We start from the raw sequence: 20,875 nt of genomic DNA, 5'->3' as shown, positions 1-20,875 counted from the left end.
GAGCTCCTTGCTAAAACGGCAGGTTGAGCGACAAGAAGCCGGTTTCGGAGCGTTCGCGCTGGCCGTCGTATGCGTGGCTGCTGACCTCGACGCCGTAGCTCAGCGTGATGTCGTGCTTGAACGTCCACGCGTGCTCGAGGCGCGCGCTCCACAGCGGGCTGGTGCCGAAGCCGCGCTCGTTGTACACGCCGCCCGATACCGACACGCGCTGTTGCAGCCCCGTGTCACCTTTCTTCCACAGCGTCAGCTGATGCATCACGGTCGCCGCGGCCGCGTAGTCGCGACCGGGGCTGAAGTAGGGCGCGTCCTGGCGCGTGTTGCTGTCGGTGCCGAGATTCAGCGAGACGTTGACGAGCTGGTTCGCGGACGTGTACACGCGCTGCGTGGCGGTCGCCGCGATCTCCTGGTGCAGGTTCGAATCGCTGTAGCGGCTCACGCCGTAGCTCAGCTTGACTTCGCGCCGGTCGTTCTGGCGATACACGACCTCGACGTTCGCGGAGCGGCCCCAGATGTGCGCGGCATACGCCTTCCACGGCAGCGAGTTGTCGTTGGTGTCCAGCCCGGCGCCGACCGTCCAGTAGTCGTTCAGCGCGTACGCGATCGTCCCGCGACCGCCGGTCCGGCCGTCCCCGCCCATCGAACGCGTGACCTCGCCCAGCACGGTGAGCGGCCCGTGCCGATAGTCGCCGCCGATGCCGGTGCGCGTGCGGCTGACGCTGCCGCCGTCGGTTTGCGCATGGCCGAAGAACGTATGCGAGAAGATCCGCCAGTTGTCGCCGAACGGTTGCGAATAGATGTAGCTGTCCGACGTGAAGCTGTTGTCGGCCAGTGCGCTGTTACCGTGCTCGAAGCTCAGGTCGGTCGTGAACACCGGGCTGCGGTAGGCGTTGTAGTCGCGCTTGAAGCTGCGCACGGAGCCGCTGTCCGGGAACGTGTTGCCCAGGGTCTGATCGACGGTCTTCGCGGTCGCGTAGTCGTCTGCCGTGAGCGATGCGCGGCCGAGGCCCGCGAGCATCTCGACGCTGTCCGGGTGATCGGTCAGCGATGCGCGATACATCGAGATCGCCTGGCGCGGATGCGACTGGCCCGACACGGCGTCGGCGTGCGCGGCACGGACCTCGGCGTTGAACGGCACCTCTTTCTCGAGCTGTTCGAGGGCGGCGATGCCCTGGTCGACGTGACCCGTGAAGATCAGGTACTGCGCGCGCAGCCGGTAGTAGCGCAGATAGTCGCTTTCTCCCGGACCGACGTTGGTCACCTGCTTGACCGGCGGCAGCGACTTCTCCATGTCGTCGAGCACCTGCTTCGCTTCGGGCGCGCGCGCCTGGTCGACGTACGACCAGAACAGCCCTTCGCGCAGCTCGATCGGCTGCGTGCGGGCGCCATACTGGAAGCCGCGGGTCGCGCGATCGGTCGGCGACGCGGTGGCCTGCTGCAACGCCCGCGCGTACACGGTGTTCGCCTTGGCCGGCTCGCTCAGGTACAGGTACGCATCGCCGACGGCCGCCAGCGCGTCGATCGAGATCTCCGCGTTGGACGGAATCGTCTCGAACGTCGTGACGGCCGCCTTCATGTCGCCGCGTGCGGCGAGGGCGACCACCCGGTCACCGGCGAGCGCCGTGCGGACCGGCGTGTACTCCGGCGTGGCCGGTATCCGCTTGTCGAGGTCGTCGGCGGCGCGCAGCGCGTTGTCGAGCCCGTCGAAGCGGTCCGAACTCGTCATCGAACGCGACTTGTCGCGTCCGCCGCGCACCTGCTGGCGAATCGACAGTTCTTCCAGTTGCGCGATGTCGACGGCGGAGAATGCATCGGGCCGGGCCTTCGCTTCGTCGAGCGCCTTGACCGCGCCGCCGCTGGCCGCGAGGCCGAACACGTCGTTGCGCACCGTCGCGACGTCGGCGGTGCGAAGATTCGGCGCCTGCGCATTCGGCGCCTCGACGTCGGGTCCTTGCGATCGCTGGATCGCCTCGCCGGGGAGCTGCGCGCCCGGTGACTGTGAACCCGGTTGCCGGGACGACGGCGGCTCGACGCCAGGCGGCTGGGCCGCGGGCGTGGGCGAGTTCGGCATCGGCGTGCCGGATGCCTGCGCGACGAGCGTCGGCGTAGCCGGCGGTGCGGGGGGCGCGGTTTGGGCGAGTTGTTGAGGTGCATCCGACGTTGGCACGCGTGGTGCCGGCGCATCCGGCGGCACCGTGTCGAATGCCTGCACAAGCAGCATCGGCGCATTCGGCGCGTGCGCGGCCGGCGCAGGTGCATTCGACGCGGTTGCGTCCGGCACCGGAGCACCCGGCTGCGCTGCATCCGGGTCCACGACGACGGTGGTCGGCATCGCGGGGCTCGCCTGTGCGATCTGCATCGACGCATCCGAGGCCCGTGCGATCGGCGTCGGCGCATGAGGGGGCTGCGTGCCCGAACCTTGGGCGGCCTGCGTCGACGCGCCCGTCGGCTGCAGGTCGGGCGGCAGCGCATCCGGCGCACCATGGGAGCCGGAGATTGCACTCGCGTCGCGCGGCTTCGCGTCGCCTTCGGCGGCAAGGCACGGGCCGGACGCGACGAGCAGGCACAGCAACGGCGCATGCAGGAGGACCCGCCGGTTCGGCGGAACGACGGTGGTGCATTGTTGTTGACGATTGTTAGCCACGATGTCTCCTCACTTTGAAACGATCACATCGGTTGCACGCCCGACGGCGTGCTTCGCCGGCTATCGCGTCGCCGGGCGGCGAGGCCCGGCGGCATCCGGTCGGTTCACAGGCGGTTGCGGACCGCTTGTCCGAGCAACGCGCGCGATTCGCTGTTCGTCGGATCGATGGCGAGTGCACGGCTCGCGTTCTGCTCCACACAGCTCCATTCGTCGATCCGTGCGCACCAGCGCGCCCTGGCCAGAGCGCGGGCACCTTCCACTTCGTCGTGCGTGACGCTGGTGGCCTCCATGTGCGCCGTGCCGGCGATATACGACTGAGGTTGCAGTCTCGGCCCGGGGTCGGGATGTTTTCTCGTGCGCGCCAGCGCCTGCGAACGTGACGTCCGGTGCGCATCGCCCGGACGCGTCGTGCGGCTGCCGGTCGACGCGGCGTGCGGGGCGGCCGCGAGCCGGGTCGGCGGCACGTGTGCGGGGCGCGGGTGTTGCGTGGCCGAACCTGTCGCCGCTTGCGGCGGTACGGCCGGCACGGCCGGTTCGGCCGCGGCCGACAGGGCCGGCGTGGCCGACGCCGAAGGCGTCACCGGCCCGGCCTGCGCGACCGTCGACGTCGAGCCGGCGGGCGCGACGGGCGCCTCGGTGCCGGACGCGCCGCCGGTCGCCGCCACGATGAGCTTGCGGTAGTTGCCAACGGCGGTTCCGATCACGCCGGCGATATCGTGCGTCACGCTCGCATGGCCGATCCTCGCGTCTCGCTCGACGTACGCGAAGGCACCGAAGATCGCGGCAAATGCAGCGACGCTGAGCGCCGCATTCTTTCCCGGACCCCACGAGGGTTTCGGCTGACGGGCGGGCGAGCCGTCCGGTCGTTCTGCACGGCGCATTCAAGACTCCTTGATTCGATGCGTTCTCCGAATGACGCGATCGGAGCGGGGCGGCGCGACGCGACGTTCACCATCGCAACTGCGTGGTGAGCGTGCCCGTCTCGACGATCGCGAACTGGGTGGCTCCCTGATAGGTTCCCTCGACCCGATAGCTCGCATCCGGCACGCTGAACAGGCAGCGCGATCCCGGGGCGTTGAATTCGACGAGCACGCGCCCATGCCGGCGCAGGCGCACCTGCACGTTGGACAGGGGCTGCCCGGTGCTCCCGGACAAGAAAGACACGCCCAGGTTGTACGGGCGTCCGTCAGGGGGAAGCGGCGCGGTACCGTCGATCCGTGCGTCGCCGCAGATATACGAAATCACGTACCGGTTTGCCCCCGGACCGGACGCCGGCGGCGGAGCCGCCGGTGTCTGGGCCATGGCGTTCATGCAGAGCGTGGAAAGCACGACGCTCAGGAAAGGGCGAGCCTGCTGTCGAAGCGAGGGTGACATTGCAATCTCCCGTCCGGAATCGATGACGCGCATCGACCCCGAGTCGAATTTGCCAACGTTCTTTTTGCGACACGCTATTGATACACGATGGTTTTTGAACCAACAACCGCGTGTGGCCCGAATGGGACAAGAGAAAAGATCCTATTTAAATAGGATAAAGAAGCATTTATGAGGATCGCTTAATGCTGAATAAAGGCGATATTGCCGAACATGAAAATTGCTACTCGGTAGCGATGATCGAGCACGCTTTGGATTACGTCGGAGGTATCGACGTTCGTGCCGAAAGATAACGACTGATAAAAGAAACTATTGCGCCTGTATTCAAGGCGAATCGATGAAGATCCGGATACAGATCGCACATCATGAAATGAGGGTGCGACGTTTTTGATGATTCCGTCAGTTACAGGTAAATCGAAACTTGTGTAACAAGGTATTTCTGTCTGGAAAAGCGGGCCGATTATTCTTACTTAATACGGAAAACAGTAAAAAATACGACATGAATCGCAAACGTTTGCGTGTTCTGAAAATCGATTAAGAGCTGTTGAGGGATTTTACGGAGTCCGACGGGATTATCGATTGCTATCGGGAGAACGCGTATTCGCGCCATGGATATCCACGGCGCGAATACGCCATCAGCGGCTGCCGCCCGCGCTTCGCCGTGCGCTGCGCATCGCCGGCGCGGCCGCTTCTTCAGTACCGATCGCACCGTCGATCGCCGCGCGCGGCCGGTTCATGATGTAGGCCCACAGCTGCTCGGCCGCGAGCCCGCGCTTGCGCGCCGATCGATACAGGCGGATTTCGAGTTCGGTGATCCAGTCGCCGGTGCCCGCGCACACGAGCGTGCCGTCGGCGAGCTCCTTCGCGACGCAGCTTTCCGGCAGCCAGCCGATGCCGTGCCCGGCCACGACCATGCCTTTCAGCGCCTCGGACATGTGCGTCTCGAAGCACCGGTGCAGCACGTACGGCTCGGTCGCATTCAGCAGCAGCATCTCGACGATGTTGCCGAGAAAGGCGCCCGACGAATACGCGAGCAGCGGCAGCGGGGCATCCGGCGTGCCGGGCAGCTGGAACACCGGCTTGCCGCGCGCGTCGGGCGACGACACGGGCAGGATCCGCTCGACGCCGAGGCTGACGAATGGGAAGTGGTTCGGGTCGAGCACGATCGGCAACTGCGGATGGTGATAGCCGAGCAGCAGGTCGCATTCGCCTTCGACCAGCTGCTGCACGCCTTCCGGCACGTTCACCGCATTGACGCGGGCAGTGACGTGGCCGACCTCGCTATTGAGCTGCTTGAGCCATTCGGGAAACAGCGTGAACACCAGCGTATGCGCGACGGCGAAGCGCACGACCTGGTCGCTCGCCGCGAACTGGTCGTAGCCGTTCACGAGATTGCGCGCCGCATACATGCTGCGCAGGATGTCCGCGGCGAGCCCGCGGAACATCTGGCCGGCCGGCGTCAGCGCGACCGGATTGATGCTCCGGTCCACCAGCTTCGCATCCATCCAGGTTTCAAGCGCGGCGATTCGCCTGCTGAACGCCGACTGCGTCAGGTGCCGGTGACGCGCGGCCCGGGAAAAGCTCTTGGTATCCGCAAGGCTCAGGAAATCTTCCAGCCACTTTGCTTCCATTTCGATCTTCGCTTTTTATAGTCGGGCGCCTGAAAGGCGGCGCCGTCTGCTGCACCAACGTTCTAGCGTACCGCGCATCGCGCCGCTCGGGCCGATGTTTTTTTTCGATCGGTGTCAGTCGAAATATGCATGGGCGTTGTCGGCGGGATTACGGCTGCATAGCGTTGAGGGGCCGGACCGGTTAACCGGACAGTTCATCGCGTCGGACTGTCCGGGCCCGCCTGGACGGCACTTCCCCCAAGGCCGGCTGCGCCGTGTGCGTGCCGGCCTACCCGTTCATGGTCGTTTCGGGGGCGTCGGCTCGCCGCTTTTGGTGCAGTGCAGATTGCACATCCGTGACACGTGGGAGAACTATGTTCGTCGGACGCGGCGCAGCATCGATCGTGCACGCTCGCGGCGCACCGCAAGCGCCCGGCGCGTCCGAGGTTGCACCGTTGTGGTGCGTAATGCCGCGCAGGCATGCCTGACGCGGCGCGAAAAACGGGGGGATATCGAGCAGATTGAGCAAGGCACGTTCCTTGCAAAGCATTCAGTACGCCGGTCCGGCATGCGCAATGCCGGGGAAAACGATCGATGGAGAGAAGATCGATGAAGCCATTCGATGAAATGCTGCAATCCGGCGACATGGTAAGGGCGCCTTACGCGCGCCTGAAGCAATGGCTCGACACGCAGAATCCTGCGAGCCTCGCCCAGAAGGCCCACGACGCGGAAGGCGTGTTCCGCAAGACGGGCATCACGTTCGCCGTCTACGGCGACGCGGAGGCCGCCGAGCGGCTGATTCCGTTCGACATCGTCCCGCGCATCATCTCGGGGGCGGAATGGAGCCGGCTGTCGCTCGGCATCGAGCAGCGCGTAATGGCGCTGAACGCGTTCCTCGACGACATTTACCACCGTCAGGAAATCGTGCGCGCGGGCATCGTGCCGAAGCACCTGATCGCGCACAACGACGCGTTCATCCCCGAGATGATCGATTTCCGGCCGCCCGGCAACGTTTACACGCACATCATCGGTGTCGACATCGTGCGCACCGGCGAGAACGCGTTCTACGTGCTGGAGGACAACGCGCGCACGCCGTCCGGCGTGTCGTACATGCTGGAAAACCGCGAAACGATGATGCAGCTCTTCCCCGAGCTGTTCCAGCAGGTGAAGGTGCGCCCGGTCGAAACCTATCCGCAGATGCTGCGCCAGTCGCTCGCGGCCGTGTGCCCGCCGGGCGGCAATGCCGACAACCCGACCATCGCGGTGCTCACGCCCGGCATCCACAATTCCGCGTACTACGAGCATTCGTTCCTCGCCGACCAGATGGGCGTGCACCTCGTCGAAGGCAGCGACCTGCAGGTGATCGACGGGCGCGTCGCGATGCGCACGACCGAAGGCTTCCAGCCGATCGACGTGCTGTACCGCCGCGTCGACGACGCGTTCCTCGATCCGCTGACGTTCCGCCCGGATTCGGTGCTCGGCGTGGCCGGCATCATGGACGTGTACCGCGCGGGCAACATCACGATCGCGAATGCGCCCGGCACCGGCATCGCCGACGACAAGGCGATCTACTCGTACATGCCGGAGATCGTCGAGTTCTACACGGGCCGCAAGGCGCTGCTGGAGAACGTGCCGACCTGGCGCTGCGGCGAGGCCGACAGCCTGAAGTACGTGCTCGCGCATCTCGACGAACTGGTCGTGAAGGAAGTGCACGGCTCGGGCGGCTACGGGATGCTGGTCGGGCCGTGCGCGTCGAAGGCCGAACTCGAGGCATTTTCCGCGAAGCTGCGCGCGCGTCCCGCGAACTACATCGCGCAACCGACGCTCGCGCTGTCCACGACGCCGATCCTGACCGACGCCGGCCTCGCGCCGCGCCACGTCGACCTGCGTCCGTTCGTGCTGGTGTCGGACCGGATCCGCATCACGCCGGGCGGGCTCACGCGCGTCGCGCTGCAGGAAGGGTCGCTCGTCGTCAACTCGAGCCAGGGCGGCGGCACCAAGGACACCTGGGTGCTGGCCGACTGAGCCGGGCACGACCGCGCGCGCCGGAGCCGGCGCGCGAACCGAACGAAGACGGAGTGGACACGAGATGCTTCTGGGACGTACTGCAAGCGGCCTCTACTGGATGTACCGCTATATCGAGCGCGCGGAGAACATCGCGCGCATCGTGGATGCCGGGCTGCGGATGGCGCTCACGCGCACGGCCGACGCGCCGGCCGAATGGTCGTCGGTGCTCGTCAGCTCGGGCGCCGACGACGGCTATCGGGAGAAATACGACGCGTATGCGGCCGATACCGTGACCGACTACCTGCTGCGCGACCGCGACAACCCGTCGAGCGTGCTGTCGTGCATCGAGGCCGCGCGCTCGAACGCGCGGATGGTGCGCACGGCGCTCACGCGCGAGGCGTGGGAAAGCGTGAACGGCGCGTGGCTCGCGTTGCGGCGCGCGCTGGCGCAGCCGGTGCCGGAAAGCGAGCTGCCGGCCGTGCTCGACGAAGTGAAGCGCGAAACCGCGCTGATCCTCGGCAGCTTCTACAGCACGATGCTGCGCAACGAGATCTTCGATTTCGCGCAGATCGGCGCCTTCATCGAACGCGCGGACAACACCGCGCGGATCATCGACGTGAAGTATCACCTGCTGCTGCCGTCGGTGTCGCACGTCGGCACGATCCTCGACAACTACCAATGGGAGACGATCCTGCGTTGCGTCGCCGCGCACCGTTCGTACCGCTGGGTGTACGACGTGCAGTACAAGCCGCTGAACATCGCCGACTACCTGATCCTGAACGGCCGCATGCCGCGTTCGCTGCGCTATTGCTACGGACGCGTCGTGTCGAGCCTGAACCTGCTCGCGAAGGATTACGGCGTGACACACCCGTGTCACGACACGGCCACGAAGATTCTGCAACTGCTGTCCGATACCTCGGTCGAGCGGATCTTCAAGAGCGGCCTGCACGAGTTCCTAACCGACTTCATCGGCCGCAACAACAGCCTCGGGCTCGAAATCGCCCAGGCTTACAACTTCGACTGAGACTTGCCATGCGACTCGCCATTCGACACATTTCGCGTTATCAGTTCGACGATCAAGCCAGCCATGCGCTGCAACGGCTGCGGCTGCGCCCGCAGTCGGGCCCCGGCCAGACGGTGCGCGCGTGGCAGGTCACGATCGACGGCGTCGAGCCGACGCTGTCTTACGCCGACGGGCTAGGCAACCGGATCGATCTCGTGCGCCACGATCGCGGCGCGAAGGCCGAGATCGTCGTCGTGGCGGCCGGCGTCGTCGAAACGCAGGACCGCGCGGGCATCATCGGGAATCCCGAAGGCTATGCGCCGCCGTGGATCTTCGAGCGCGAGACCGCGCTCACGAAGGCGGGCGAGACCGTGCGCGAGCTCGCTCAGGCGCTGCCGATCGAGCCGCACGGCCTCGACGCATTGCACTGGCTGATGACGGAAGTGCACGGCCGCATCGCGTACGCGCCGAACGTGGCGGCCGACGCCGCCGTCGATGCGGAAACCGCGCTGCAAAGCGGCGAGGGCACGAGCCGCGACCATGCGCACGCGTTCATCGCGGCCGCCCGCGTGCTGAAGATCCCCGCGCGCTACATCTCGGGCTACGTGCTGGCCGACAGCGCGATGCAGCGCATCGCCGACGCGAAGCAGAACGCGGGCGACATCGAGGAGGAGGAAGCGCTTGCGCTGCAGAGCGGCGACGGCATGCAGCAGGTGCTCGGCGCGTCGCATGCCGCGCAATCGCAGTCGCAGTCGCAAGGGCAGTCGCAATCCCAGGGGCAGTCGCCGGCGGCGCTCGGCGCGCAGCCGCAAGCCACGGCGCTGTCCCAGCAGCCGGCCGGCCACGCATGGGCCGAGGCCTATGTCGAAGGGCTCGGCTGGGTCGGCTTCGACCCGTTCATGAACCGTTGCCCGGACGAACGCTACGTGCGCATCGCGGTCGGCCTCGACCATCGCGACGCGCAGCCGGTGACGGGGCTCGGCGCGACGGCCGTCGGCGTCGAGATCAGCGTCGTGCAGACGCCGGAACTCGTCTGACCCGCGGCGCGCCTTCGCCGCATCCGCCATGCCGGGCCGCCGCGTCGACAGCGACGCGGCGTGCGCGGCGGCCCAACCCGACTCGAGCTCCCATGTCCATCCACGTCGCGCTGCATCACACCACCCGCTATCGCTACGACCGGCTCGTCAACCTCGGCCCGCAGGTCGTGCGGCTGCGGCCCGCGCCGCATTGCCGGACGCCGATCCTCGCGTATTCGATGACAGTCGAGCCCGCGCAACACTTCATCAACTGGCAGCAGGACCCGTTCTCGAACTATCTCGCGCGGCTCGTGTTTCCGGAGCGCACCGAGCACTTCGAGATCACGATCGATCTCGTCGCCGAGATGTCGGTGTACAACCCGTTCGACTTCTTCCTCGAAGCGAGCGCGGAGCAATACCCGTTCAGCTATGACGACGCGCTGAAGACCGAGCTCGCGCCGTATCTCGCATGCGACCCGCAGACGAGCGCCGCGCCGCTGTTTCGCGCGTATCTCGACGGCGTGGACCGCACGCCGGCGGGCACCACGAACTTCCTCGTCGCGTTGAACCAGCAGCTCCAGCGCGACATCGGCTATCTCGTGCGGATGGAGCCCGGCGTGCAGACGCCCGCGCAGACGCTCGAGCTCGCGTCCGGCTCGTGCCGCGACAGCGCGTGGCTGCTGGTGCAGCTGTGCCGCCATCTCGGCATTGCCGCGCGCTTCGTGTCGGGTTACCTGATCCAGCTCACGCCCGACGTCAAATCGCTCGACGGTCCGAGCGGCACGTCGGTCGATTTCACCGACCTGCACGCGTGGTGCGAGGTCTATCTGCCGGGCGCCGGCTGGATCGGCTTCGACCCGACGTCCGGCCTGCTCGCCGGCGAAGGGCATATTCCGCTCGCGTGCACGCCGCAGCCGACCAGCGCCGCGCCGGTCGAGGGGCTGATCGACGAGTGCGAGGTGTCGTTCGAGCACGAGATGAGCGTGACGCGCGTGTACGAATCGCCGCGCGTGACGAAGCCGTATACGGAATCGCAGTGGGACGCCGTGCTGGCGCTCGGCACGCAGGTCGACGGCGCGCTGGCCGCCGGCGACGTGCGGCTCACGCAGGGCGGCGAGCCGACCTTCGTATCGATCGACGATCGCGACGGCGCCGAGTGGAACACCGATGCCCTCGGCCCGACCAAGCGCGGCTATGCGACCGAACTCGTGCAGCGGCTGCGCGCCGAATACGGCGACGGCGGCTTCCTGCATTTCGGGCAGGGCAAGTGGTACCCGGGCGAGCAACTGCCGCGTTGGGCGCTGTCGATCTTCTGGCGCGCGGACGGCCAGCCCGTGTGGCGTGATCCGTCGCTGTTCGCCGACGAGCGCGATCCGTCCGCGTACACGACCGGCGACGCGAAGCGCTTCATCGATGCGCTCGCCGCGCGGCTGAACCTGACCGGCGAATTCATCCAGCCCGGCTACGAGGACGTCTGGTACTACCTGTGGCGCGAGCGCCGGCTGCCCGTCAACGTCGATCCGTTCGACGCGCGCCTCGACGACGAGCTCGAACGCGCGCGGCTGCGCAAGGTGTTCGAGCAGCAGCTCGACAGCGTGGTCGGTTACGTGCTGCCGGTCAAGCGCACGGACGACACGCCCGGCCTCGACGGGCCGCGCTGGCAAACGGGCCCGTGGTTCTTCCGCGACGAGCGGATGTACCTCGTGCCGGGCGATTCGCCGATGGGCTATCGGCTGCCGCTCGATTCGCTGCCGTGGGCGGCCCGCGGCGACCATCCGTATCTCGTCGAACGCGATCCGTTCGCGCCGCGCGACGCGTTGCCGGACGCCGCTGCCATGCGTGCCCGCTACGCGGGCCCGGCCGATGCGCCGCGCTATCTGTCCGGCGTGCATCGCGAAGCGTCCGCGCAGACCGTGATGCAGTGGCGCGACGATGGCACCGCCACGCGCGGCCGACCGGGCGCCGTGGACCCGCATCGCCGCCCCGAGCGCTTCGAATCGGCCGCGTGGATCACGCGCACCGCGCTGTGCGTCGAAGTGCGCAACGGCATCCTGTACCTGTTCATGCCGCCGCTTGCCGCGCTCGAGGATTATCTGGAGCTGCTCGGCGCGATCGAGCTGACCGCGCAGGCGCTCGGGGTGAAGCTCGTGCTCGAAGGCTATCCGCCGCCGCGCGACGCACGGCTGAAGCTGCTGCAGGTGACGCCCGACCCTGGCGTGATCGAGGTGAACATCCATCCGGCCGCGAGCTTCGACGAACTCGTCGACCACACCGAATTCCTGTACGACGCCGCGTGGCAGTCGCGGCTGTGCAGCGAGAAGTTCATGGTCGACGGGCGGCACGTGGGCACGGGCGGCGGCAACCACTTCGTGCTCGGCGGCGCGACGCCGGCCGACAGCCCGTTCCTGCGCCGCCCCGATCTGCTCGCGAGCCTGATCGCGTACTGGCACAACCATCCGTCGCTGTCGTACCTGTTCTCGGGGCTGTTCATCGGGCCGACGAGCCAGGCACCGCGTGTCGACGAGGCGCGCAACGACCAGCTCTACGAGCTCGACATCGCGTTCGCGGAGATCCAGCGCAACAAGCTGCTGTTCGGGCAGGACATGCCGCCGTGGCTCGTCGACCGGGTGCTGCGCAACCTGCTGATCGACGTCACGGGCAACACGCACCGCAGCGAGTTCTGCATCGACAAGCTGTATTCGCCCGATTCGTCCACCGGCCGGCTCGGCCTGCTCGAACTGCGCGCGTTCGAGATGCCGCCGCATGCGCGGATGAGCATCGTGCAGCAACTGCTGCTGCGCGCGCTGGTCGCGCGCTTCTGGGCCGCGCCGTATACGACGCCGCTCACGCGCTGGGGCACCGCGCTGCACGACCGGTTCATGCTGCCGGAATTTCTTCAGATGGATTTCGACGACGTGCTGGCCGAGTTGCGCGACGCCGGTTTCGCGTTCGATCCGGCGTGGTTCGCGCCGCACTTCGAATTCCGTTTCCCGCTGTTCGGGCAGATCGCGGTGAACGGGATGGAACTGTCGCTGCGCGGCGCGCTGGAACCGTGGCACGTGATGGGCGAGGAGGGCGCGCCTGGCGGCACGGTGCGCTACGTCGATTCGTCGGTCGAACGGCTCGAAGTGCGCGTGACGGGGCTGAACGACAACCGGCACGTCGTGACCGTCAACGGCCGCGCGCTGCCGCTGCAGCCGACCGGCACCGTCGGCGAATACGTCGCGGGCGTGCGCTACAAGGCGTGGTCGCCGCCGTCGGCGCTGCATCCGACCATCGGCGTGCACGCGCCGCTCACGTTCGACATCGTCGATACGTGGCTGCAGCGCTCGCTCGGCGGCTGCCGGTATCACGTCGCGCATCCGGGCGGGCGCAACTACGCGACGTTCCCGGTCAATGCGTACGAGGCCGAGAGCCGCCGGCTCGCGCGCTTCGTCGAGATCGGGCACACGCCGGGCCGGATGGACGTCGCGGCTGCCTCACCGAGCCGCGAATTCCCGTTCACGCTCGACTTGCGGCGGCCGTGAACGATCGATGACGGGGCGGACGACGATGCGCGGTTCGCGACCTCCGGGCCCACCGGCCGGTCGCGGCGCCGCCGGAATGCTAGGATGCGGGCAGATTGCGGTTCCGCACCGCGGCTTGCCGCCCGAATGGCGGCGCGCGTGCGCGGCCGCACCCTGACGACGGAACGACATCGTGCCGCCCATTGACCTCGACCATCCCGCCGCCCTCGACGCGATGCCCACGCTCTTCGATACCGGCGCGCAGCCGGACGCCGCCGAACTGGCCGCCGCGCTCGCGGCGCCGGCCGCCGCCGGCCGTTACGACGAACTGCGCGGCAGCGCGGCCGGCCTGAACGCGCCCGCGCTTGCGCCCGCGTGGCGCAGTTTCTTCACGTCGATCGGCAGCGACGGCGTGGCCGACCTCGACCGCCGCGCCGACGCGCTGCACCGGCGCATGCGCGAGAACGGCCTGTTCTACCAGTTGCACGAGCAGCGTGCCGGCGACGGCGCGGTCGGCCCGTGGTCGCTCGACCTGCTGCCGCTGATCGTCACGCCCGACGACTGGGTCGCGATCGAGCGCGGCGTGCTGCAGCGCGTGCGGCTGCTCAACGCGACGCTGGCCGACCTGTACGGGCCGCAGACGATCCTGGAGCGCGGGCTGCTGCCGCCCGCGCTCGTCACCGGCCACCCCGGCTACCTGCGTGCGATGCGCGGCGCACACGTGCCGGGCGATACGTGGCTGCACGTCGTCGCGTTCGATCTCGCGCGCGGCCCGGACGGGCAGTGGCGGATCGTCGCGCAACACACGCAGGGCGCGGCCGGGCTGGGCTACCTGCTCGAGAACCGGCTGATCGTGTCGCGGCTCTTTCCGCGCGGCTTCCGCGGGCTGCGCGTGCAGCGTCTCGCCTCCGCGTACCGCGCGCTGCTGCAAAGCATGCAGTCGCTGAGCCCCGCCGCGAAGAATTCGCGGATCGTGCTGCTGACGCCGGGGCCGCACAGCGCGACCTATTTCGAGCATGCGTATCTCGCGCGCTATCTTGGCCTCACGCTCGTCGAAGGCGGCGACCTGACCGCGCGCGACAACCGCGTATTCCTGAAGACGCTGAGCGGGCTCGAACCGGTGCACGGCATCCTGCGGCGCGTCGACGACGCGTGGCTCGATCCGCTCGAACTGCGGCCCGATTCGATGCTCGGCGTGCCGGGGCTGTTGCAGGCCGTGCGCGCGGGTAACGTGCTGCTCGCGAATGCGCCGGGCTCGGGCTTCCTCGAATCGCCGGCGATGCTCGGCTTCATGCCGCGTCTCGCGGAAGGCCTGCTCGGCGAAACGCTGACGTTGCCCGCCGTGCATTCGTGGTGGTGCGGCGAGGCGGCCGCGTGCGACGACGCGCTGCCGCGGCTCGCGCGCAGCATCGTCAAGGCATCCTATCCGCCCGACGTGCAGGAGAACGGTGCATTCGAACCGGTGATCGGCGCGCGGCTCACGCAGGCGCAACTGGCGGAATGGCGCGCGCGGATTCTCGCGCGGCCCGAACATTACACGGTGCAGGCGGATCTGCCGCTGTCGCAGGCGCCGACCTGGCCGCGGCCCGATGCACCCGACGGCAACGACAGCGCGCGGATCGTGCCGAAGCCGCTGCTGTTGCGCGTGTTCGCGCTCGCCGACGGCGCGCAGCGCTGGCGGCTGCTGCCGGGCGGGCTGTCGCGGGTCGGCACGCGCGACACGCTGTTCAATGCGCCGATGCCGCATGGCGGCAGTACCGTCGATACGTGGGTGATGACCGAGGGCATCGTTGATTCGACGACGCTGCTGCAGACCCACCTCGGCCCCGACGATCTCGTCGAGCGGCCACGCGCGATCGCGAGCCGCGCGGCCGAGAACCTGTTCTGGCTCGGCCGCTACACTGAGCGCGCGACCAACCTGATGCGCCTGGCGCGTGCCGCGCTCGAACGGCTGCGCGGCGAGGACGACGTCGACAGCCCCGCGCATCTGGAGCTGATCGACACACTGTGCCGCGACACCGGGCTGATCGCGGCCGACGCGCCGAATGCCGTCGATGCGCCGCGCGCGTTCCAGCATGAGCTGGCGACGTCGCTGACGCGCGGCGCCGATCGCACGTCGGGGATCGCGTCGTGCCTGTTCGGCATGCGCGGCGCGGCGGCCGCGATCCGCGAGCGGCTGTCGAGCGATCAGTGGCGGCTGATCGACGACGCGACGCAACTGTTCGCGGACAGCGCAGGGCAGCCGGAGGCGGAGGAGCAGATCGGCAACGAGGCGCTGCAACTGCTGGAACGTCTCGGCCTGCTGCTCGGCGCGATCACCGGCGCGCAGACCGACAACATGACACGCGACGACGGCTGGCGCCTGCTGTCGATCGGCCGGCAGATCGATCGACTCGACTTCCTGTGCAGTGTGCTGAAGTTCGCGTTCGACGAAGGCGCCGTGCATCGGCAGGACGGCTTCGAACTCGTGCTGGAACTGTTCGACAGCACGATCACGTTCCGCTCGCGCTTCCAGCGCGGCTTCGACGTCGCGCCGCTGCTGTCGCTCGTCGTGCTCGATACGGACAACCCGCGTTCGCTCGGCTGGGTCGTGCAGGCGCTGCGCGGCCGGCTGACCAAAGTGGAGCGCAGCGAAGGCTATGCGCTGTCCGAACTGGCCGAGACGGTGCCGGACATCCCCGCGTGGTCGCTGCACGAGCTGTGCGAGACCACCGAAGGCGGTCGGCACGACAAGCTGCTCGCCGCGCTCGATACGACGGTGAAGGCGGTTTGGGATCTGTCGAACCGGATCGGCGAGCGCTATTTCAGCCACGTGCGCGAGGCGGGCAGGACGCTATGGTGACGACGAAAGGCGCGCCCAAAACGCCGGCCGGTTCCGGAAGCGCACGGCAGGCGCCGGCCTCGGCTCCCGTTCCGGCTCCAGTTCCGGCTCCAGTTCCAGCCCAGGCCCAGAGCCAAGGCCAGGCCGCAACGAACGCACCGGCTGCCGCCGCACCGGGCCGGTTGCTGCGCGTCACGCACGACACCGAATACCGTTACGCGGCACGCGTTGAATCCGCGCAGCACCAGGCACGCCTGCAACCGCTCGCGACGCCGCGCCAGCAGGTGCTGTCGTTCTCGCTCGACATCGAGCCCGCACCGGAATCGGTCTGCACCGAACTCGACGCGTTCGGCAATGCACGCGCGTCGTTCGCGCTGAACCTGCCGCACGACACGCTGCTGGTGCGCAGCCGCAGCACCGTGCGCGTGACGCCGCCCGTGTGGTCGCTCGGTGCCCGCGGCGAGCCGCCGCCCGCGATCGCGAACCCGGACGCCGCGCAGGCCACCGCGTGGGAGGCCGTGCGCGACCGCTTGCGGTTCCGCGCGGGGCAGCCTTACGACCCGGCGAGCGAATTCTTGTTCGCATCGCCGCACGTGGCGTGCGACCCCGAACTCGCCGCGTACGCGGCCGCGAGCTTCACGCCGCAACGGCCGCTGGTGCAGGCGGCGTGGGATTTGATGCGGCGCGTGCATGCCGATTTCGCGTACACGCCGAACAGCACCGACATCACGACGTCGGCGCTCGACGCACTGCGGCTACGCAAGGGCGTCTGCCAGGATTTCGCGCACGTGATGATCGGCGCGCTGCGCTCGCTCGGGCTGGCCGCGCGCTACGTCAGCGGCTACCTGCTGACGCAGCCGCCACCCGGCCAGCCGCGGCTGATCGGCGCCGATGCGTCGCATGCGTGGGTCGAGGTGTACGACCCGGCGTGGCCCGAGGATGGCGGCTGGCTGCAACTCGATCCGACCAACGATCGTGCGCCGGGCGACGACTACGTGATGCTGTCCATCGGGCGCGACTACGCGGACGTGACGCCGCTGCGCGGCGTGATCCGCGGCGGCGGGGCGGATCAGGAGCTGAAGGTCGGCGTGACGGTCGAGCCGCTCGATGCGGCTTGAGGGCGCCGCGTGTCGCACTTACGCGCTTTAAGTCTTCGTTAATTCTGCACGCCTAGCATGGTGATGCCGGCAGCGATTCGGACTCCGGTCCGACGCGCCGGCGGCACGCGCGGGTGCGTCGACGTCACGGCGCCGCGCCGTCGCGCGTCGCCATTTCCATGCAACGGCGGCAGACCATGATCAAGCACTTCGACTACACGCTCGGCAACGAGACGATCGCGCTTTGTGCGAGCTTCGGCGCGGGCCCGGCATTCCGCCGCGTGCTCGTGAGCCGCGCGGATTCGATGGAGACGCTCGTGGTGCTCGATGCGCGCGGGCTGTCAGGCTTGCTGAAGGTCGCGACCGAGGAACCGGAAGGGCTGCTCGACGACGCGATCCGCAAGGTCGGTGACGAACAGCTCGTCGAGCAGGCAATCAGCGGCCGGACGATCGTCGAAGCCGCTTTGTGATCGGGCGGCGCGTGAGCGTGCCGGCAGGCACGGCTGCACACGCCGCGTCGTTTCGCGTTGTTCCGTTGCTCAGGCGGCGAACCGGTCCGTCGCCGCGACCAGCGCCTCCAGAATTCCCGGTTCGTTGTACGCATGTCCGGCGCCGGGCACGATTTCGAACGTCGCCTCCGGCCACGCCTTCGATAGCTCCCACGCCGTGCGTGCGGGTGTCGCGATGTCGTAGCGGCCCTGCACGATCACGCCCGGAATGCCGGCGAGCCTATGCGCGTCGCGCAGCAACTGGCCTTCCTCGACGAAGCCCTTGTTCACGAAGTAGTGGTTTTCGATCCGCGCGAACGCGAGCGCGTAGTGGCCGTCCGCGAAGTGCGCGGCGAGCGTGGGATCGGGCAGCAGCGTGATCGTGCGGCCTTCCCAGATGCTCCACGCGCGCGCGGCTTCGAGCTTCGCGGCTTCGTCGTCGCCGGTCAGCCGACGATGGTAGGCGGCCATCAGGTCGCCGCGCTCGGCTTCCGGAATCGGTGCAAGGAAGTCCTCCCAGTGATCGGGGAACAGCCACGACGCGCCTTCCTGGTAGTACCACAGCAATTCCGCGCGACGCATCGTGAAGATGCCGCGCACGATCAGCGCGCTCACGCGTTCGGGGTGCGTCTCGGCGTACGCGATCGCGAGCGCGCTGCCCCACGAGCCGCCGAACACCAGCCATTGCTCGGCGCCGACCATCTCGCGCAGGCGTTCGATATCGGCGACCAGATCCCACGTCGTGTTGTTCTCGAGGCTCGCGTGCGGCGTCGAGCGTCCGCAGCCGCGCTGGTCGAACAGCAGGATGTCGTAGCGCTCGGGATCGAACAGGCGGCGATGGTCGGGGCCGCAGCCGGCGCCGGGGCCGCCGTGCAGGAACACGGCGGGCTTGCCGGCCGGGTTGCCGCAGCGCTCCCAGTAGATGCGGTGGCCGTCGCCGGTGTCGAGGTGGCCGTGGGCGTAAGGTTCGATCGGTGGGTACACAGGCAGGCTCCGGGTGAGGGGCGACAGGGGGCGGACGACGCGCGGGCCGGTGTGCGGGCGGCAAGGTACTGCGAAGCGTGCTGCGCCGCAAAATTCGTTGCGTGGGCATCGGACCGACCGCCGCCGGACAAGGCTTGTCATTATGCCCATTCACCGCGCCGGACGTCGGCACGTTTTGGCCGGGCGTTCGTCGCTGGCGGTATGTGCGCCGCGGATTTTTGAAGCAATTTCATTCCGATATTTTTCATACAAAATCCCGGCGGCAGGTCGGCGGGTCAATCGGAGCGCCGGCAACGCCTGTTTCTCCACCGTGCCAACGGAAACCAGCCGATGAACCATCGCGTCACGCAGTTGACCGGGTTGCGCGCCGTCGCGGTCGCGATGGTCGTCGTCGGTCATGCCGAGCATGTGCTGCCCGGCGGCTATACGGGCTGGTATGCGCCGTTGCGGCTGATCGCCGACGGCCGGCTCGGCGTGCTGATCTTCTTCGTGCTGAGCGGTTTCCTGATCACCAACGTGCTGCGCGCCGAATTCGCGTGCACGGGCGGTATCGCGCTGACGTCGTTCTACGTGCGCCGGGCGCTGCGGATCTGGCCGGCTTGCTACGTGTATCTCGCGGCCGTCGCGATCATGGCGTTCGCCGGCGGGTTCGACGTCGATCGCCGGCAATGGCTCTATGCGGCGCTGCATCTGTGGAATTACTCGGCGTGGTTCGGGCTGACCGGCGACAACGCGCTGCATCCGGACGGCGCGTGGTACCTCGGCCATTTCTGGTCGCTCGCGCTCGAGGAGCAGTTCTACTGGTTCTGGCCGCTGCTGTTCGTGTTCGGCATCCGCCGCGCCGGCACGCGCTGGCTGGCCGCGCTGATCCTGATCGTGCCGCTGGTGCGCGCCATGACGTATTTCGTTGCGCCGACGCTGCGCGGCCAACTCGGGATGATGCTGCACACGGGTGTCGATCCGATCCTGATCGGCTGCTATGCGTCGCTCAACCGCGAACGGCTCGAAGCGTGGATCGGTTCCTGGCGCGGCGAGGCGCGCATCGTGACGGCGCTCGTCTTCGTCGTGCTGCTCGGCATGCCGCTCGCCGAACACCGGCTCGGCGGCTTCTGGAATGCGACGTACGGCGTGACGCTCGAAGCCGCGCTGATCGCGATCGTGATCGTCGTGCTGAATTTCCGCGGCGAGTTCTGGTGCGCGCGCTGGCTGCGCGCCGAGCCGGTGGTGTTCGTCGGCACGATTTCGTTCAGTCTCTATCTGTGGCAGCAGCCTTTTGCGAACCCGCGCCTGCCCGTGCCGCATGGGTTTCCGCTCGGCATCGTGTGGGCGCTGATGGCCGCGACCGCCAGCTATTTCCTCGTCGAGAAACCGTTCCTGCGGCTGAAGGATCGCTATACGGCGCGCGAGGCGCGACGCGTGCGGGACGACGCGTTGCGGATGCCGGCGCCGACCGAGGCGATCGGGCCGAAGGTGGTGGAGTAGGCGGGCGGGGCGGCGTCGCGCCCGTGGCATTACTTGAAGCGTTGCATCGCGGCCGGCGAATACCAGAAGTTCCGGAACATGTCGATTCCATAGGACTTGCCGTCGTAGTGGACGATCGTGCGCGCCGTGCGCTTGCCCGTATCCGAGTAATCACCGTTCTTGCGCTGCGTCTTCGTGATGTGCGCGGTGATCGAGAGGTCGGCGAAGCCGTGGCTCGACGTTTTCTCGACGGCGATCGTCATGCGGGCGTCTTCGCTGCGCGCATCGCCTGTACCCGGGCCGCAGGCGTCGCCTTCGACGCTGACCCAGCCGTACAGATTCGTGCCGAACACCGGGCGGATACGGCCGCCTTCACGCACCCACAGCGTCAACTCTTCACTGGTGTTGGCATCCGGGCAACTCGGCCCACGCGCGCTGCTGGTAAACACGACGCCGAACGCACGCACGTCGGGCGACAACCGGTAGGGCGCCGTATCGATGCGGTAGCTGTCCTCGTCGATCTCCGTCGCCGCATCCTCTTCGACCACCGACCGATCGGCCGCGACGACCTTGCCGCCCTCGACGAGCGCCACGACCTGTAGCTTGCGGCTGACGTACGGGTCCTTGCTCTTCGGCAGCGAATCGAAGGCGACGGCCGCGATCGTCGTTTCCGGCGCGTTCGGCATGGCCTTGCACGACGACGCGACGACGAGCCGGTCCGCGTCGCGCGTGGCGATGCGTGCGCTCGCGATGCCGGCCCAGCGGGCGATGGCCGTGACGATTTCGTCGCTGCAAGACTGGCTGTCGGCGGCGTGGGCGACAGGGGCGGCGGCGAGCGCCAGCAGCGGGGTAAAACGAAGGATTCTCATT

General features: G+C 68.0%; 14 protein-coding genes. 8 read left to right on the top strand and 6 right to left on the bottom strand.

Annotated elements, in window-relative coordinates; translation table 11 throughout:
• Positions 1–10: 10 nt before the first annotated feature.
• The 4 genes from pgaA to AP428_RS21660 form a co-directional block, all read right to left on the bottom strand.
• On the bottom strand, positions 11–2,641 hold the full coding sequence (gene pgaA / locus AP428_RS21675; protein WP_011694703.1) for a poly-beta-1,6 N-acetyl-D-glucosamine export porin PgaA: 2,631 nt from the start codon (positions 2,639–2,641) through the stop codon (positions 11–13).
• Between the two features lie 104 nt (positions 2,642–2,745).
• Positions 2,746–3,522 carry a hypothetical protein gene (locus AP428_RS21670; protein WP_011547959.1) on the bottom strand — a complete coding sequence of 259 codons (777 nt, stop codon included), beginning with the start codon at positions 3,520–3,522 and terminating at the stop codon, positions 2,746–2,748.
• A gap of 67 nt (positions 3,523–3,589) precedes the next feature.
• Positions 3,590–4,015: a hypothetical protein gene (locus AP428_RS21665; protein ID WP_011547958.1), complete on the bottom strand. Its 426-nt coding sequence runs from the start codon at positions 4,013–4,015 to the stop codon at positions 3,590–3,592.
• Positions 4,016–4,647: 632 nt separating this feature from the next.
• Positions 4,648–5,643 carry a LysR substrate-binding domain-containing protein gene (locus AP428_RS21660; protein ID WP_011547957.1) on the bottom strand — a complete coding sequence of 332 codons (996 nt, stop codon included), beginning with the start codon at positions 5,641–5,643 and terminating at the stop codon, positions 4,648–4,650.
• A 588-nt stretch (positions 5,644–6,231) separates the two neighbouring features.
• On the opposite strand from AP428_RS21660, the gene AP428_RS21655 reads away from it, so the two are divergent.
• The 7 genes from AP428_RS21655 (at position 6,232) to AP428_RS21625 (ending at position 17,542) form a co-directional block, all read left to right on the top strand.
• The gene (locus AP428_RS21655; protein WP_023477240.1) at positions 6,232–7,647 is read left to right on the top strand and encodes a circularly permuted type 2 ATP-grasp protein; all 1,416 of its coding nucleotides are present in this window, start codon (positions 6,232–6,234) and stop codon (positions 7,645–7,647) included.
• 64 nt (positions 7,648–7,711) lie between these two features.
• Complete coding sequence (locus AP428_RS21650) at positions 7,712–8,653, top strand: alpha-E domain-containing protein (RefSeq protein WP_011547955.1); 942 nt, start codon at positions 7,712–7,714, stop codon at positions 8,651–8,653.
• Between the two features lie 8 nt (positions 8,654–8,661).
• Entirely contained in the window at positions 8,662–9,669 is a 1,008-nt protein-coding gene (locus AP428_RS21645) for a transglutaminase family protein (protein WP_011694704.1), read from the top strand.
• Between the two features lie 92 nt (positions 9,670–9,761).
• Positions 9,762–13,175: a DUF2126 domain-containing protein gene (locus AP428_RS21640; RefSeq protein WP_011547953.1), complete on the top strand. Its 3,414-nt coding sequence runs from the start codon at positions 9,762–9,764 to the stop codon at positions 13,173–13,175.
• A gap of 214 nt (positions 13,176–13,389) precedes the next feature.
• Positions 13,390–15,996, top strand: coding sequence for a circularly permuted type 2 ATP-grasp protein (locus tag AP428_RS21635; protein ID WP_011547952.1), 2,607 nt, complete (start codon positions 13,390–13,392; stop codon positions 15,994–15,996).
• Complete coding sequence (locus AP428_RS21630; protein ID WP_011694705.1) at positions 15,990–17,093, top strand: transglutaminase family protein; 1,104 nt, start codon at positions 15,990–15,992, stop codon at positions 17,091–17,093. Before AP428_RS21635 ends, AP428_RS21630 begins: the two co-directional genes overlap by 7 nt.
• Positions 17,094–17,269: 176 nt before the next feature.
• Complete coding sequence (locus AP428_RS21625) at positions 17,270–17,542, top strand: hypothetical protein (RefSeq protein WP_027807048.1); 273 nt, start codon at positions 17,270–17,272, stop codon at positions 17,540–17,542.
• Positions 17,543–17,611: 69 nt separating this feature from the next.
• Here AP428_RS21625 and pip read toward each other — a convergent pair whose 3' ends face one another.
• A complete protein-coding gene (gene pip, locus AP428_RS21620; protein ID WP_011547949.1) occupies positions 17,612–18,544 on the bottom strand; it encodes a prolyl aminopeptidase in 933 nt (310 codons plus the stop codon).
• A gap of 330 nt (positions 18,545–18,874) precedes the next feature.
• Here pip and AP428_RS21615 point away from each other — a divergent pair, with 330 nt between their 5' ends.
• Positions 18,875–20,026, top strand: a complete 1,152-nt coding sequence (locus AP428_RS21615) for an acyltransferase (protein ID WP_011547948.1) — start codon at positions 18,875–18,877, stop codon at positions 20,024–20,026.
• A gap of 29 nt (positions 20,027–20,055) precedes the next feature.
• Here AP428_RS21615 and AP428_RS21610 read toward each other — a convergent pair whose 3' ends face one another.
• A complete protein-coding gene (locus tag AP428_RS21610; RefSeq protein ID WP_011547947.1) occupies positions 20,056–20,874 on the bottom strand; it encodes a hypothetical protein in 819 nt (272 codons plus the stop codon).
• Position 20,875 lies beyond the last annotated feature (1 nt).

It is taken from the genome of Burkholderia sp. E168m22, assembly GCF_001319805.1.
GTDB classification, from domain to species: Bacteria; Pseudomonadota; Gammaproteobacteria; order Burkholderiales; family Burkholderiaceae; genus Burkholderia; species Burkholderia orbicola.
This window is presented reverse-complemented; position numbering and strand designations above follow the sequence as displayed.